Origin of the sequence: Micromonospora sp. NPDC005194 (assembly GCF_040608335.1) — a bacterium.
GTDB lineage: Bacteria > Actinomycetota > Actinomycetes > Mycobacteriales > Micromonosporaceae > Micromonospora.
Map to the genome: position 1 here is coordinate 31,917 of NZ_JBEXIA010000046.1, position 14,611 is coordinate 46,527.

A 14,611-nucleotide genomic window follows, 5' to 3' on the forward strand; every position below is an offset into this window, starting at 1 on the left:
GCGCGACCGCGGTCAGGACCGCTTCCGGAATGGGGCGAGGACGGCGCGGATCTGGTCGGCCGCGCCCCAGTCGTCGTCGAACTGGGCCAGCACGGCGAGGTGTTGCCGCAGCTGGATGATCGGCATGCGGGCCTGCCAACCGCTGTCGAGCGAGGTCAGTTCCGCGTAGACCTCGAACATCCGTCGCGCCTCGGGCGGAGGCGAGGTGGACCACACGTGGGCGAGGTCGACCTCGGCCCACACGTACGACACGGCCGGATCGATCAGCGCGGGCTGCCCGTCCGGAGTGGCCAGGATGTTCTGCACCCACAGGTCGCCGTGCGTCAGGCAGGCCGGCCGGTCCGGCAGCAGGTCGGGCAGCCGGTGACACAACCGCTCCAGCGCCGCCCGGTCGCCCGCGTCCAGTGCCGCCTCGACGCGCGGCTGCCCGAGCCACCGAAGCAGCCGGTGCTGTGCGAAGAAGGCGTAGCCGTCGTCATTCCAGGTGTTGATCTGGCGGCGACGGCCCAGCCAGTTGTCGTGGTGCCATCCGAAGCGAGGATGGGTCGTGCTCATGTGCATGCGCGCGAGGACGTGGGCGAACTGCTCCCAGAAGACCTCGCTGCGCGGCCTCGGCTCCAGCATCGACAAGACGAGAAGTTCCCGGTCCGCCAGGATCACCTCGGGTGCCGCCACACCGCCGAGCTCGCGCAGGGCGGCCAGCCCTTCGGCCTCCGCGACGAAGACGTCGTCGGCCGGAGCGTCGGCGAAGGCCTTGACGAACACCGGCGGCGCGTCCCGGCGGGTGGCGATGCCCGCGAGCGCAGCGATCCCGCCCGTCACCGGTTCCACCGCGACGATGTCGCGCATCCTGGGCCGGAGCAGGCGCTCCAGCAGGACCGTCGTCGAGCGCATCAGGTCCGACTCCTCGGGTGCGGTGGTTCACGTCGCGCGCAATCCTAGGTGGCGGATGCCCGCCTCCCGAACGATCGACGATCGACGATCGTCTTCCGGCCCGCTTCCGCCGACGGGTCAGGGTGTCAGGCCGGCCTGGATCGCCAGGATGGCGGCGCCCACTCGGTCACGGCTGCCGGTCTTGGCCAGCACATTGGTGACGTGGGTCTTGACGGTGCTCATCGAGAGGAAGAGGCGCTCGGCGATCTCGTTGTTGTTGAGCCCGGCGCCGATCAGGGCGAGCACGTCGGCCTCCCGCGGGGTCAGCTGGTAGACCGCCAGGTCCACGCGGGTGGCCGGCCCGGTAGCGCGTACCCGGTCGAGAACGGCGCCGGTGACCTCGGCGGAGAGGATCGCCTCGCCGGCGGCGACGGTGCGTACCGCGGCGATCAGATCGGCTGCGCTGCACCGCTTGAGGAGGAACCCGCGCGCGCCGGAGGCGATGGCGTCCAGGACGTAGGCGTCGTCGTCGAAGGTGGTCACGACGATCACGGCCGGGGCGTGCGGGATCGCGGCCAGCTCGCGGGTGGCCTGCAGACCGTCGAGCACCGGCATGCGGATGTCCACGAGGGCGACGTCGATGCGGGGGTCGCGACGCACGGCGTCGAGGAACTGCCGGCCGTCGGCCGCCTCGGCGGCGACATGGATGTCGGGTTGGGACCGCAGGATCAGGCCGAAGCCGTCGCGGACCAGCTGCTGGTCGTCGACGATCGCTACCCGGATCACGGGTTCGCCACCGGCAGGGTGACCTGCACCAGGGTGCCGCCGCCGGGTCGGCGCGTCAGCTCCCAGCTTCCACCGCGCGCCCGCACGCGCTCCTCGATGCCCAGCAGGCCCGAACCGCGCCTGGGGGTCTGGGGCGGCCCGACGCCGTCGTCGCTGACCCGTAGACGGGCGTGGTCGCCGACGCGGACCAGTTCGATCCAGGCCGCTGTGGCCTTCGCGTGGCGGGCGATATTGGTGAGGGCCTCCTGGGCGATGCGGTAGGCGGTCAACACGCCGATCTCGTCCAGACCCGGCTCCGGGTCCACACGTACCCGTACCGCCACGCCCTGCTGGCGCAGCGGCTGCGCGAGCAGCTCGTCGATATCGGACAGGCGGGGCGGCGCGCTCACCGCGATCGCCGCGTGCGGATCGCGCAGGTGCACGACGAGCGTGTCCAGTTCGCTCAGCGCGGTGCGGCCGCTGCCCGCGATCGCCCGCAGCGCCGCCCCCGGGTCGGCGCTGAGCTGGCCCGCCTCGGCCTGGACCACCATCGCGGTGACGTGGTGGCCGACCACGTCATGCAGCTCGCGGGCGAGGTTGGTGCGCTGCTCGAGCCAGGCCGCCTGGCCGCGCAGGTCGTCCGCCTCCCGGGTGAGCGCGCGGCCGCGGGACCACGACCGCAACAGGATCGCCAGGACATAGCCGGCCGTCACGAAGACGAACGGCTGCTCGTACATTCCTCGCCCGGTGAGCAGCGCGTTGGTGAGGGCGCCGGCCGCGCCGAGCAGGCCAGCCAGCCACCCCAGCCACGGACGCCGGGCTGGGTCTTCGCAGCTGGAGAGGAACACGAGGCAGGCGGCCGCGAGGCCCAACTGCACCGACTCCCCGGTGCTCACGATCGCCACGAACCCGGCACAGGCCGCGAAGACCAGGGCGCGGTAGCGGGGCCGCAGCGCCGTGGCGCCGAGGCCGACCGGCACCACCAGCCACGCCCAGCCCGCCGGCACGGACAGGCCCCCCTCGACGGTCGTGATCACGAGAGCGATGATCAACCCCGCCAAGGCGTACGCCAGCCCGCGCACCCGCTCGGGGTCACGCAACCATTCCCGGATGTCGGTCATCACCTCAACAGTCTCCGCGACCAGCTCGGAGACTGACCAGTACCTCGGTACCGGATCGGGCGGTACCCCGGTGCTGCCCCGGCGAGCGGATCGGCACCACGGCACGTTCCGCCGAGAGGCGCACCGCACGACGCTTCTGGGGTGACTCTCGTCGACTCCCGCGCCGCCAGCAGTGTCGGCCCTCTCCGCACGGTTCCCAACTACATCACCGCCGTCCGCACGGTCGCCGCGGTCACCGTCGGGATCGCCGCCCTCGTCGCGGGATCGGTGGCATTTATGGCGGTAGCGTATGGCATCTACTGGGTCGGGGACATGCTCGACGGCTGGGCTGCCCGGCGGCTCGGACAGGAGACCCGGGCGGGGGCCGTCCTCGACATCGTCAGCGATCGCGCGTGCACCGCCGTACTCTGCGTGGGCCTGGTCTCCCTCGTGCCCGACGTCGCGGTCGTGGCCCTGGTGTTCCTGCTGTCGTTCCTGGTGCTGGACACCATGCTGTCGCTGGCGTTCCTGTGCTGGCCGGTGCTCAGCCCCAACTACTTCCACCTGGTCGACCGCCGGGTGTGGGCGTGGAACTGGTCTCCGGTGGCCAAGGCCGCCAACACCGCCGGGGTCGTCGGCGCCATCGCGTTCGGGCAGTACCGGCTCGCGCTGGCCGTCGCCGTCGCCGTCGTCGTGGTCAAGCTGTGGTCAGTCGCCGCGGTGGCCCGGCTGCTCGACCGGGACGGCCGCGCGTGAGCAGCCTCGCCGAGGCGGTCGCGGGGCTCGGTTACGGTCTCGCTTCGGCCCTCGTTCCGGTCGTCAACGCCGAGGCGTACGCGGTGGTCGCCGGGCACCGTGGCGGCCACGTTGTCGTCGCCGTGCTCGCCCTGGCGCTCGGGCAGACCGCCGGCAAGCTGCTCCTGTTCGAATCCGCGCGTCGCGGAACGGGGCGGCTGGCCCGCAGGCTCAGGAGACAGAGCCGGTCAGGTCGTACGGCGGCCCGAGCCGCCCGGTGGACCGGGCCGATCCGGCGTTGGCTCTCACGCCGCCGCACCGCCCTTCCGACCGTGCTGGTCTCCGCGGCGGTCGGGGTCCCACCGCTGGCCGTGGTCAGCTTCGCCGCCGGCACTGCGGGCCTGCGCCACTGGGAGTTCGCCGTCGCCTGCCTTCTCGGGCGGGTGATCCGATTCGCCCTCCTCGTCCTGCCGGCGACGCTGGCCTGACCCCCGCCGTCGGGGGAGCGGCGACGAACACGACGGCTCACCCGTGCCCGCCGACACGCTCGCGACACTGCCGGTCGCTCATTCCCAGGGCGGGAGATGTCGGCCCACATATGCACGGGCCCGCGGGATCGGGTCTCGCCAGTACCCGTCGGGCATGCGGTGGTGGTGCTCGGCGCAGAATTCGGCGAGATCGGTGCTGATCGGGACGCGTTCGAGCGGGTGGCCCTCGAAGGCCGCGTTGACCGCCAGGACCTGCTGCTCCGGGTTCCAGCCCGCATGGTCGAACGCCCAACCGCCCCAGACCGCGTACGTGTGGACGACCGGCAACTCGCCCGCCAGGCGCACCGCCGCCACCTCGATCAACCGGTCCGGGTACGTGTCCCGACAGACCCAGGCGAGGATGTGGCAGGCCCCGGCGGCGAAGAATGCCTGGTCGGTCCGTTCCCACGCGACGCGCTGGTCTGATCGCTCGATCGCCGTCCGGCGAAAGGCTCCCGCTGCCTCCACCACGCGCACGCTAGTGGGTGACCCGCGGTCCCCTCACCCCGCCCAACGTCGTCCGCCGCGAGTCACTCGGCGAGGCGGATCGCCAGCGGACCACGCCGTCCCAGTGCCCACACGGTGAGTGCGAAGCAGCAGAGTCCCATTCCCGTGATCGTGACCGCTGTCCAGCCGCCCGCGGCCCAGAACGTGGTCGCGGCGGCGGAGCCGATGGCGGCGCCGACGAAGTTCCCGGTCGCCAGTGCCGTGTTGAGCCGGCTGCGGGCCTCGTGGGAGAGGGCGAACAGCCGCGCCCGGTTGAGGAGGGCCTGCGTCTGGAGAGCGACATCGATCATGATGATCGCGATGATGAGCAGCGCGACGCACCGGCCGGCGAACGCCGCGACGACGAAGGCGCCGAGGGCCAGTGTCCACGCCACCCCGGTGGCCGGAAGCGACCAACCACGGTCGTGCAGACGACCGCCGCGCAGGCCGGATAGGACACCGGCGAGGCCGGCCAGTCCGAACATCCCGATCACCGCTACCGGGTATCGGAACGGTGGGCCGCTGAGCAGGAACGTCAGCGCCGTCCAGAACAGCGAGAACGCGGCGAACCCGGTGGCGGCCAGGACCAGCGTCCAGCGGGCCGCCCGCTCGCGCAGGACCACCGCGCCGACCGAGGCGATGAGCTGCGGGTACGGCAGGCGGGTGCGCGGCGCCAGCGGTGGAATCGCGCGGTACAGCAGGACCGCGAGCAGGACGGCGACGACTGCGGCGAGGGCGAAGGTCGTACGCCAGCCGGCGGCACCGGCGACGAACCCGCTGATCGTACGGGAGGCGAGGATGCCGCTGAGGGTCCCGGATCCGACGACGCCGACGATCCGACCGCGGTGGGCGTCGCCGGCCAGGTCCCCGGCCAGCGGCGTGAGGACCTGCCCGGAAATCGTCGTGACGCCGAGGACGGTCAGTGCGAGCAGCAGAACGCCGAACGACGGCGACAGCGCGCACAGCAGCAACGCGGCGGCCGAGGCCACCAGCAGCACCGGGACGAACCGGCGGCGGTCCAGGACGTCGCCGAGCGGCACGAGCAGCAGTACGCCGACGGCGTACCCGGTCTGCGTCGCGGTGACGAGCCAGCCGGCCGTCGCGGTGGCGGCGCGGAGGTCGCTGGCGATGAAGCTGAGCAGCGGCTGCGCCCAGTACAGGTTGGCGATCGCCGCTCCCGCTGCCAACGCGAGCAGGAACGTCAGCCGGCGACTCATCTCGGGCGGCGGTGCCGTGCCGGACGCTGCCACCCCGCCACGCTAGTGGATTACGGCTTGCGGCGGAGTTCGCGCAGCACGCCGTGACGGCGCACGGCCCACGCGAGACGCCGGACGCTCGGGTGCCACACGAACAGCACTGCCGCCCGACGGATCAGGCCGAACCGGTTGTCGCTGACCTGGTTCTCCATCGCCTGCCAGATCAGCTCGCGCACCTTGGCGCTGTCCAGCGCGGCCCGTACCTCACGTCGTACCGCAGGGTCCTCGGCCGCCGAGGCGATGGCGGCGGCCAGGCCCGGTCGGGCCGCAAGCGGCTCCACCGCCGCGGCGACGAGCGGCCGGCGTACCTCGTCCTGCTCCAACAGCAGCAGCACGGCCTCCCGGATCTCGACCGTCTCCAGGCCGGAGCGCAGCAGGCCCAGCAGGCTGCGCTCGACCTCGCCGTCGTGATCCGGGACGGACAGCGTGGCCAGCAGCACGGACACCTCGTCGAGATCGATGAGGTGCCGCACCCCGCTGCGGAACTCCGGCAGCTCCCAGGCGACCTGGAGAGCCCTGACGAGATCGCGGTTCATGCGCCATCCGCTACCCGCAAGCGACCGCCGGCGAAACTCCGGCGGCCGACCCGGCGGTGCCCGGGGCGGTTGGGGAACTATCGTTCTGGGGTGCACATCCGTTTCGACGTCCCCGCTGATCCCGACTACCCGGGTCGCGTGGCGGCCACGCTCGGCGGTGTTCGGCTGCGCAGGTACAGCTACGTCGGCGCGGTGCTGGCGGCGGTGGGGGCGATCGGTCTGGTCGTCTCGCGGGGGTTCGCGTCCGGCGAGCGGACGGCGCCGCTGTGGATGGCGATGCTCGTGGGCGGCGTGCTGTCGATGCTGTACCTGCCGTGGGTGCGGTGGCGCGCGCGTCGCCGCTCTGGTCGCTACGCGGTCGAGGGCGGCTACGACATCACCGATGACAACATCATGATGCGCAGCGGCTCGGAGTCCGGCGGTATCGCGTGGGACGGCGTCGCCCAGGTGCAGGACACCCCGGATTTCTGGATCGTGTACGTCGGCCGGATGCCGGCGACCGTGATCCCACGGTGGTTGATGTCCGCCGAGGACGCCGAGACGTTGCGAGCCTTCATGGTCGACCGTGGGCTGCTCCGGTAAGGGTGAATGTGGCACCCTTTTCGAGCGGCGAGACCGCCCCGATCAGCACGGTCGGTCCGGGTGAGGTGTACGAGGTGTCGTTCGGCCTGACCCGCCGTGACCTCTTGTTGGCGCCCGTCAGCGTGGTCCTCGTCGCCGTGGGCGTCCTGATGTTCCGCGACGAGCCGTTCGCCGGCATCCTCGCCGCGATGCTCGGCGGCGCGTACCTGCTGCTGCGGCTCATCGCCGTGCTGGGCCGCCGTGTCGCCCTTCGCGTCGACGCGGCCGGGGTCACCCTCGGCCAGGTGCCGCCCTGGCCGTCGTCGCACACCGCTGTGGTGCCGTGGTCCGACATCGAGTCCGTGGTGCTGTGGACGCAGCAGAGCGGTGTGGTCACGACTCCGTACGTCGGCCTACGGAGGCGTCGCGGTCTGCCGCCGCTGCCCGGCTCGGCTCGCTCGCGCGGCCTGCGGTGGTTGGTTCAGACAGCGGTCCCGCACGTGCCGCCGGCCGTTCTGGCCGACAGTCGGCCGGCGACCTTCTGGCGGCTGCACCGCCCCAGTCTCGAGGTGGCGGTCCGCCACTTCGCACCCGCGGTGGACATCGTCGACCTGGGCTGACCTGATCGAGCGGAGAAGCGTGGGGATCGCCTTCCACGTGGTGTCAACCCTGTCGGGGCGCCCGGCAGCATAACGCGCGGGCGGCGTGATCCCACTCGGAAGCGTGACGCTTGATTCGATAGGAATCTGTCAATAGATTGAGGGCGGGCGCCGCCGAGGTCCGGGCAACCGGGCCGTCGGCGACTGACAGGTCCACCCCGAGCCGGGCACGTCGGTCGTACGCATCGACCAGTCGCTGTGGCGCATCGCCGCGCCGCACCCGGCGCGTTGTCGCGCCGCGTCCGCTCCGGACGCGCGCTGCCGCGCCGATTTCCCCAGCTCGATGGCAGAAGGACTTTTCATGACGATTCTCCGCGCCCGCCCCGCCCCGACCCTGGCGGTCGTCGCCGCGCTGGCCGCCGCCGTGACCGCGACCGGAACGGCCCTGCTCGTCGTCCCCGCCGCGGCCGCCCAGGGTTGCCGGGTCGACTACACGCCCAACCAGTGGCCCGGCGGATTCACCGCCAACATCAAGGTCACCCCCGGCGACAGCGCCGTCTCCAGTTGGACCGTCACCTGGAGGTACGCCGGGGACGAGCGCGTCACGAACGGCTGGAACGCCACGGTCAGCCAGTCCGGATCGACGGTGACCGCGCGCAACATGTCGTACAACGGCAGCATCCCGGCCGGCGGTTCCGCCGAGTTCGGCGTGCAGGGCACGTACGGCACCAGTGGCGGCACGCCGACCGGGTTCAGCCTGAACGGCGTGCCGTGCAACGGCACCGGCCCGACCCCGACGACCGGCGTGCCGACCACGCCCCCGCCGACCACCCCTCCGCCGACGACGCCCCCGCCGACCACCCCGCCCCCGACGACGCCCCCGCCGACCACCCCGCCCCCCACCACGCCTCCGCCCACGACGCCTCCGCCCACCACCCCGCCGCCGGCCGGGTGCGCCGGTGCGGTGCTCTGCGACGGCTTCGAGAACCAGACCGGCGCGACGCCGTCGGGCGACTGGACCGTGGTGAACCCGGACTGTTCGGGCGCCGGCACGGCCACCATCGACACGGCCACCACGCACAGCGGCAGCCGGGCCGTCCGGATCAACGGCGCAGCCGGGTACTGCAACCACGTCTTCATCAGGTCCACCAAGAATCTCAGCAGCGTGGGCAGCGTGCGGTACGGCCGGATCTGGGTACGGCACACCACCGCCCAGCCCACCGACCACACCACGATGATGGCGATGGCCGACGCCGCCGACGGCAACCGGGACCTGCGGATGGGCGGCCAGAACGGCGCCCTGCAGTGGAACCGCGCCTCCGACGACGCGACCCTGCCCGAGCAGAGCCCGGCCGGGGTGGCGCAGAGCGTCCCGCTTCCCACCAACCGGTGGGCCTGCCTGGAGTTCATGGTGGACGGCTCGGCCGGGCAGCTGCGTACCTGGCTGGACGGCACGGCCATCGCGGGGCTGACCGCGGACGGAGTACCGACGCACGACATCGACGGTCAGTGGTACAACCGCACCTGGCGTCCGCAGCTCACCGACCTGAAGCTCGGCTGGGAGAGCTACGGCAACGGAGCCGACACCCTCTGGTACGACGACGTCGCGGTCGGGTCCAGCCGGATCGGCTGCTGACCCTGCGAGGTCCGGTAGCTCCGGTCAAGGGTGTGGCCCGCTCGACGTGTCACACCCTTGGCCAGCTCCGACTGCTGCGCCGGTGCTGATCCCGACCGCCCGGCGGATCGGGCCGTCCCACCGGCCGAGGGCGCTGTCACAGCGCACCGATAGCCTGCTGCCATGGCGAGCGCCGAACTGGAAGAGTTGATCGTCGCGGACGCCGACGCGCTGCGCGCATGGTTGTCGGAGAATTACGCCACGTCGCCCGGCGTCTGGCTCGCCCTGACCAGGAAGGGCGGCACGGTCACCACGCTGACCTGGCAGCACGCGGTCGACGAGGCGCTGTGTTTCGGCTGGATCGACGGGCAGGCCCGCAAAGGGGACGAGCAGACCTCCTGGATCCGGTTCACCCCTCGCCGACCCCGTAGTGTCTGGTCCCAACGCAACGTCGAACACGTCGCCCGGCTGGAGGCGCAGGGACGGATGATGCCCACCGGCCGCGCCGCGGTGGAGGCCGCGAAGGCCGACGGGCGGTGGGCTGCCGCGTACGCCCCGGCGTCGGAAGCCGAGGTGCCGGCCGACCTGCTCGCCGCCATCGCCGCCGAACCCGCCGCCCAGGCCATGTTCGACGTGCTCACCAAGACCAACCGGTTCGCGCTCATCTACCGCCTCAACGCCGTCAAACGGGCGGAGACCCGCGAGCGCAAGATCGGCGAGTTCGTCGCCATGCTGGCCCGCCACGAGACCATCTCTCCGCAGAAGGCCAGGCCGCCGAGCGCGCCACCCTCGTGATCACGGCGCTCCGCCGGCCCTGACCCGGCACGTCGTACCTGCCACCGGTCGTCCTCGGGACCGGGTCCGACGGCTACCGGAACGGTCAACTGGCTGTCCACGGCCCCGGGGGCGGCGAAAGGGCCTTCAGTCGGCGCCGTCCACGCGGGTGGCGATGTCGCGCAGGGCGGCGATGTGGGCGCTCAGAGCCGCCCGACCGGCCGTGGAGAGGTTGATCCAGGTCCGCGGGCGCTTGCCCACGTAGCCCTTGCGGACCTCGACGTACCCGCCGTCGCTCAACGTCGAGATCCGCTTCGACAGGGCGGAGTCGCTGAGCTCCACGGCGTCGCGGACGAACGCGAACTCGGGCGGTGGCGCGTGGCCTGGCCGTCACGTCGCTGCGGGAGGTCGCAGTCGGGCGGGAGACGACCGAGCCGGAGGTCGACGCTGTCCACCCTGCGGTCAAGCAGCTCGAAACCGTGACCCGCTGGCGGCGCCCCGCAGCTCAGGCGGAGGAGCGCAGGCGCGAACCCGAGGCGTCGACGGTCTGCCGCGTGCCGTGCACGGTGACGCCGGTCAGCCGGATGCTTCCCAACGCCTCGGGGATGCGCGGATCGGTGGCGAGATGGCCGTTGCTGACGTCGAGCCCGAGCATCGACCGCAGAAGCAGCAGAGGGGCGCCGCTGGCCCAGGCCTGGGGATTGCAAGCGGTGGGGTAGGGCACGGGCCGTCGTCCGAACGATCGGTCGTACCCGGAGAACGCCTCGGGCAGGCGGTAGTCGAAGTGGGCCGCCGCATCGAGCATCGCCATCGCGATGCGGTTGGCCGCATCCCGGTGGCCGTACCGGGCGAGCCCGGCGGCGATGATCGAATTGTCGTGCGGCCACACGGTGCCGAGGTGGTAGCCGATGGGGTTGTACCCCACGTCCTCGGTGGACAGGGTCCGGACACCCCACCCGGAGAACATCGCGTCGGACATCAACTGCCGAGTCACCGCGGCGGCACGATCGGGCGGGACGATTCCGCTCCACAACAGGTGGCCCATGTTCGAGGTCATCGAATCGATGGGCCGCTTGTCGGCGTCGAGGCCGATCGCGTAGTAGCCGCCGCGCGTCGGCAGCCAGTAGTCGCGGTTGAACCGCTCGCGCAGATCGGCGGCCTCGCCACGCAGGCGTCGCGCCAACGGAGGGTCGGCCCACGGTCCGTCGGCGAGTTCCGCGGCGCGAAGCTTGGCGTCGTAGGTGTAGCCCTGGATCTCGCAGGTGGCGACCGGCAGGTCGGGGAGCCTGCCGTCGGCGAACTGCACACCGTCCGGTGAGTCGCGCCAACACTGGTTGCGCATCCCGTCCGGGGAACGTGTGGCGTACTCGACGTAACCGTCGCCGTCCCGGTCTCCGAATTCGTCGATCCACCGCAGAGCGGCGTCGGCGTTGGGCCGCAACTGCCGCACCAACGCGTCGTCGCCCGTCCACCGCCAGTACTCGGAGAGCAGGATGAGCCACAGCTGGGTGGTGTCGGCCGAGCCGAAGCAGGGGCCGTACGGCGCGATGCCGAGCTGCGTCAGCTCCCCGGATCGGAACTCGTGCAGGATCTTCCCGGGCTCCTGGTCGCTGAAGTCGTCGACGGCGTTGCCCTGGTGCGCGGCGAGCGTCACCAGCGCACCCGCGCGACGTCCGGTCCACAGGTGATGCTCTGGTAGGCGGTGACCAGCGTGTCCCGCCCGAAAATGGTCAGGAACCAGGGCATTCCGGCGGCCAGCAGGACGACCTGTTCGCCGTTGATCTCCTTGACGATGCGCATCGACAGCAGGTCGACGGCGGACTTGTGATAGACGTTGCGCAACAGCTCCGAATCCGCGCTGAGGTCCGGCTTGTTGGCCGCCCACCGCGACGCCATGTCGTCGGCGCCGGGGTCGTGTGCCTCACCGAAGGTGCGGCTGGGCGGCCGTGGGGATGGAGTCCGAGCCCAATTGCGGGGGCATGTCGCGATTCGCGCCGCCGTGAGCCTGTTCCTGCTGTTGCGTCGGCCGAAAATTCATGGCACCCGCACCTCCCCCGTTGGCAGGGGCGGCTCCGCCGTGCCCGTTCGCAGTCTAGGACTCGAAAAGATGACCTCGCTGCGATATCGAAGGGCACTGCCGGCGGCGACACGGACGACCGATCGTGCCGGTGGGCGGGACACCGCCCACCGGCACGATGGGCGGCTCACGCCGGCGTGACGCCTGCCCTGCTCCGGCCCACGGTGGTGAGGTGCGCGGGTCGGGCCGGTCCGTCCGCTGTGGCCGGTTCCGTGGCACTCGGCCGGTTGAGCATGTTATCGATAACATGCTATCTTTCGGCGCGGGAGCGAAGGGCACGCTCCCAGTCACCTCAGTCAATCGGCACAGGCAATGCCGAGGGCTCGTCCCTCCCGCCGCCTCGCCGGTCGGTGACCAGTCCGGGCCGCTCCGCCACTGCCAGGCGACCGCAGGCGGTCGTCGGACGACCCTGGTCCGGCTGCATTCCCCCTTGCCCCGTCACGGACAACCCCGGCAGCGACGGTACGGCCCGTACGCACCCGTGTGCGCCATGCCGGCCTCAGGAGCATGCCGGCCCGCACACCGGTGCGAACCGACTCGTTGACGGCGAGGTGCATGTCCTACGGACGATCAACGGCAAGGAGTCGAGCAATGGTCAAACGGAGACAACTCTTCTCGTTCATCGCGGCCGCGGTGGTTCTCGTCGCGGCGACCGGTGGTGCGCTGCGCGGCGGATTCGGCGCCGAGGCGTTGGCTGCCACCAACGGCACCCTCGCGGCGACCGCGGGGTGCGGCAAGGCGCCCACTCTCACCAGCGGGACGCGCACGATTTCCAGCAGCGGCCAGAATCGCAGCTACATCCTCCAGATCCCGGGCAGTTATGACCGGAACCGTCCGTACCGACTGGTCTTCGGCTTCCACTGGCTGAACGGCTCGGCCAACAACGTCGCCTCGGCCGGCTACTACGGGCTGGCGCCGTTGTCGAACAACAGCACGATCTTCGTCGCGCCCCAGGGTATCGACGCCGGTTGGGCCAACACGAACGGTCGGGACCTGACCCTGTTCGACGACATCTCCCGGCAGGTCGAGAACGACCTCTGCGTCGACACGACCCAGCGTTTCGCCCTGGGCTGGAGCTACGGCGGGGCCATGAGCTACGCGGTGGCCTGCGCCCGCCCGACCGTCATCCGGGCGGTCACCGTGCTCTCCGGCGCCAACCTCAGCGGCTGTAACGGCGGTACCCAGCCGGTCGCGTACTTCGGCATCCACGGCATCTACGACAGCGTGCTGAACATCTCCCAGGGCCGGGCGCTGCGCGACACCTTCGTCCGGAACAACGGCTGCACCGCACAGAGCCCGCGCGAGCCCAGCCGAGGCAGCCTCACCCACATCACCACCACCTACTCCGGCTGCCGCGCGGGTTACCCCGTGCAGTGGGCCGCGTTCGACGGCGACCACACCCCGAGCCCGGTCGACGGGTCGTCCAGCCCCAACGACTCCAGGACCTGGACCTCGGCGGAGATCTGGCGATTCTTCACCCAGTTCCAGTCCACCACGCCGCCCACGACCGCCCCGCCGACCACGGCCCCGCCCACCACGCCGCCTCCGACCACGCCCCCGCCGACGACGCCCCCGCCCACCACGCCGCCTCCGACGACGACGCCGCCGACCGGGGAGCCGGGCAGCTGCGCCGCCACCTACCGGGCGGTCAACAGCTGGCCGGGCGGCTTCCAGGGTGAGGTCACCGTCGCCAACAACACCGCCACGTCGATCAGCGGCTGGACCGTACGCCTGACCCTGGCCAGCGGCCAGGCCATCAGCAGCCTCTGGAACGGCACCAACACGGGCACCACCGGCAACGTCACCGTCCGCAACGCCGCGTACAACGGCACCCTGGCGCCGAACGCCTCGACCACCTTCGGGTTCACCGCCACCGGCAACGGCGACACCCCGCCCAGCAACGTCACCTGCACGAGCCCCTGACCGTCCGAGCCCGGGGTCCGGAGCCACCAGCTCCGGGCCCCGGGCCGGGGTTCCACACCGCAGCGACCGCCACGGCGGTGGGCAGCGTCCGCGCCGCGGGCCGTGCGTCCGGTGGTGCGAGCTTCGGCGCCGCGCCTGCCGGACGTCGGGGCGTCGACGCCCGAGGAGGCCGGGACCAGACCATGTGCGGGCGTCGATGTTAGCGCCAACCATCCCAGATCGCCGGATGCGCCTTCCCAGGTCGAGGACCTCGGACGGCATTGTTGCCGTGCATGATCGGCGTCGATCGGTCGCGTCGTGCGCGGGCGCGGGCCGCCGGCTCATCGAAGCGCCAATGTTACGTCTTGACGAACAGCATGTTATCGCTCACAGTCGATGGTCAAGGACGGCGACGGCTACGGCTCACGGGGCGGGCCTGCGACGCCGACCTTGATTCAGGCGTGCGTCCACAGCATGCAGGGGATCTTGTTAGCGCGAACATTCCCGACGCATGCACCCGGTCGCGTGTCGCGGTGCGCCCAGCTTCGGGTGGCCGTTCGGCTCCTGGTGATTGAGGAGGATCATGTCTGCCTTTGGTAGGTCTCCGTCGACGGCACCGCCCTCGCGGCGGCGAGGGTGGTTGGTGCGAGCAGTCGCCGCCGGCGCGGCAGCGGTGGTGGTCGCCGGCGCCGCCGCGATGGCGGTGTCGTCGCCCGCGGCCGCGGCGACGGTCGACACCAGCGCCTGGTACGTGTTGGTGAACCGCAACAGCGGCAAGGCATTGGACGTGTACAACCTGGCCACG

Annotated in this window: 15 protein-coding genes and 1 pseudogene; 7 read left to right on the plus strand and 9 right to left on the minus strand. The window is 71.6% G+C overall.

Annotated features, from left to right (window positions below; all coding sequences use genetic code 11):
- Window positions 1-12: 12 nt before the first annotated feature.
- From ABZU53_RS28285 to ABZU53_RS28295, 3 genes are all read right to left on the minus strand, one after another.
- Window positions 13-894, minus strand: coding sequence for a fructosamine kinase family protein (locus tag ABZU53_RS28285; protein WP_354861127.1), 882 nt, complete (start codon window positions 892-894; stop codon window positions 13-15).
- A gap of 117 nt (window positions 895-1,011) precedes the next feature.
- A complete protein-coding gene (locus tag ABZU53_RS28290) occupies window positions 1,012-1,659 on the minus strand; it encodes a response regulator transcription factor (protein WP_355068519.1) in 648 nt (215 codons plus the stop codon).
- Window positions 1,656-2,759: a sensor histidine kinase gene (locus ABZU53_RS28295; protein WP_355068521.1), complete on the minus strand. Its 1,104-nt coding sequence runs from the start codon at window positions 2,757-2,759 to the stop codon at window positions 1,656-1,658. The genes ABZU53_RS28290 and ABZU53_RS28295 overlap by 4 nt, the downstream gene beginning before the upstream one ends.
- Before the next feature lie 141 nt (window positions 2,760-2,900).
- On the opposite strand from ABZU53_RS28295, the gene ABZU53_RS28300 reads away from it, so the two are divergent.
- Window positions 2,901-3,494: a CDP-alcohol phosphatidyltransferase family protein gene (locus ABZU53_RS28300; RefSeq protein ID WP_355068523.1), complete on the plus strand. Its 594-nt coding sequence runs from the start codon at window positions 2,901-2,903 to the stop codon at window positions 3,492-3,494.
- Complete coding sequence (locus ABZU53_RS28305; RefSeq protein ID WP_354861133.1) at window positions 3,491-3,961, plus strand: VTT domain-containing protein; 471 nt, start codon at window positions 3,491-3,493, stop codon at window positions 3,959-3,961. The genes ABZU53_RS28300 and ABZU53_RS28305 overlap by 4 nt, the downstream gene beginning before the upstream one ends.
- A 78-nt stretch (window positions 3,962-4,039) precedes the next feature.
- Here the strand turns inward: ABZU53_RS28305 and ABZU53_RS28310 are convergent, their stop codons facing one another.
- The 3 genes from ABZU53_RS28310 to ABZU53_RS28320 form a co-directional block, all read right to left on the minus strand.
- Window positions 4,040-4,468 carry a hypothetical protein gene (locus tag ABZU53_RS28310; protein WP_355068525.1) on the minus strand — a complete coding sequence of 143 codons (429 nt, stop codon included), beginning with the start codon at window positions 4,466-4,468 and terminating at the stop codon, window positions 4,040-4,042.
- Window positions 4,469-4,530: 62 nt separating this feature from the next.
- Window positions 4,531-5,736 carry an MFS transporter gene (locus ABZU53_RS28315; RefSeq protein ID WP_355068527.1) on the minus strand — a complete coding sequence of 402 codons (1,206 nt, stop codon included), beginning with the start codon at window positions 5,734-5,736 and terminating at the stop codon, window positions 4,531-4,533.
- Between the two features lie 17 nt (window positions 5,737-5,753).
- On the minus strand, window positions 5,754-6,278 hold the full coding sequence (locus ABZU53_RS28320) for a hypothetical protein (RefSeq protein WP_355068529.1): 525 nt from the start codon (window positions 6,276-6,278) through the stop codon (window positions 5,754-5,756).
- Window positions 6,279-6,368: 90 nt separating this feature from the next.
- Between ABZU53_RS28320 and ABZU53_RS28325 the strand changes: the two genes are divergently transcribed.
- From ABZU53_RS28325 to ABZU53_RS28340, 4 genes are all read left to right on the plus strand, one after another.
- Window positions 6,369-6,860, plus strand: coding sequence for a YcxB family protein (locus ABZU53_RS28325; protein WP_355068531.1), 492 nt, complete (start codon window positions 6,369-6,371; stop codon window positions 6,858-6,860).
- Between the two features lie 8 nt (window positions 6,861-6,868).
- Complete coding sequence (locus ABZU53_RS28330; RefSeq protein ID WP_355068533.1) at window positions 6,869-7,459, plus strand: hypothetical protein; 591 nt, start codon at window positions 6,869-6,871, stop codon at window positions 7,457-7,459.
- 340 nt (window positions 7,460-7,799) lie between these two features.
- Window positions 7,800-9,074 carry a cellulose-binding domain-containing protein gene (locus ABZU53_RS28335; protein ID WP_355068535.1) on the plus strand — a complete coding sequence of 425 codons (1,275 nt, stop codon included), beginning with the start codon at window positions 7,800-7,802 and terminating at the stop codon, window positions 9,072-9,074.
- Window positions 9,075-9,236: 162 nt separating this feature from the next.
- Entirely contained in the window at window positions 9,237-9,848 is a 612-nt protein-coding gene (locus ABZU53_RS28340; RefSeq protein ID WP_355068537.1) for a YdeI/OmpD-associated family protein, read from the plus strand.
- Between the two features lie 126 nt (window positions 9,849-9,974).
- On the opposite strand, the pseudogene ABZU53_RS28345 reads toward ABZU53_RS28340, so the two are convergent.
- From ABZU53_RS28345 to ABZU53_RS28355, 3 genes and pseudogenes are all read right to left on the minus strand, one after another.
- Window positions 9,975-10,181, minus strand: a pseudogene (locus ABZU53_RS28345) (transcriptional regulator); the annotation flags it as partial.
- Window positions 10,182-10,332: 151 nt separating this feature from the next.
- Entirely contained in the window at window positions 10,333-11,481 is a 1,149-nt protein-coding gene (locus ABZU53_RS28350) for a hypothetical protein (protein WP_355068539.1), read from the minus strand.
- The gene (locus tag ABZU53_RS28355) at window positions 11,478-11,723 is read right to left on the minus strand and encodes a hypothetical protein (RefSeq protein WP_354861147.1); all 246 of its coding nucleotides are present in this window, start codon (window positions 11,721-11,723) and stop codon (window positions 11,478-11,480) included. Before ABZU53_RS28355 ends, ABZU53_RS28350 begins: the two co-directional genes overlap by 4 nt.
- A gap of 772 nt (window positions 11,724-12,495) precedes the next feature.
- Here ABZU53_RS28355 and ABZU53_RS28360 point away from each other — a divergent pair.
- On the plus strand, window positions 12,496-13,827 hold the full coding sequence (locus ABZU53_RS28360) for a cellulose binding domain-containing protein (protein ID WP_355068541.1): 1,332 nt from the start codon (window positions 12,496-12,498) through the stop codon (window positions 13,825-13,827).
- The last annotated feature ends 784 nt before the right edge of the window (window positions 13,828-14,611 follow it).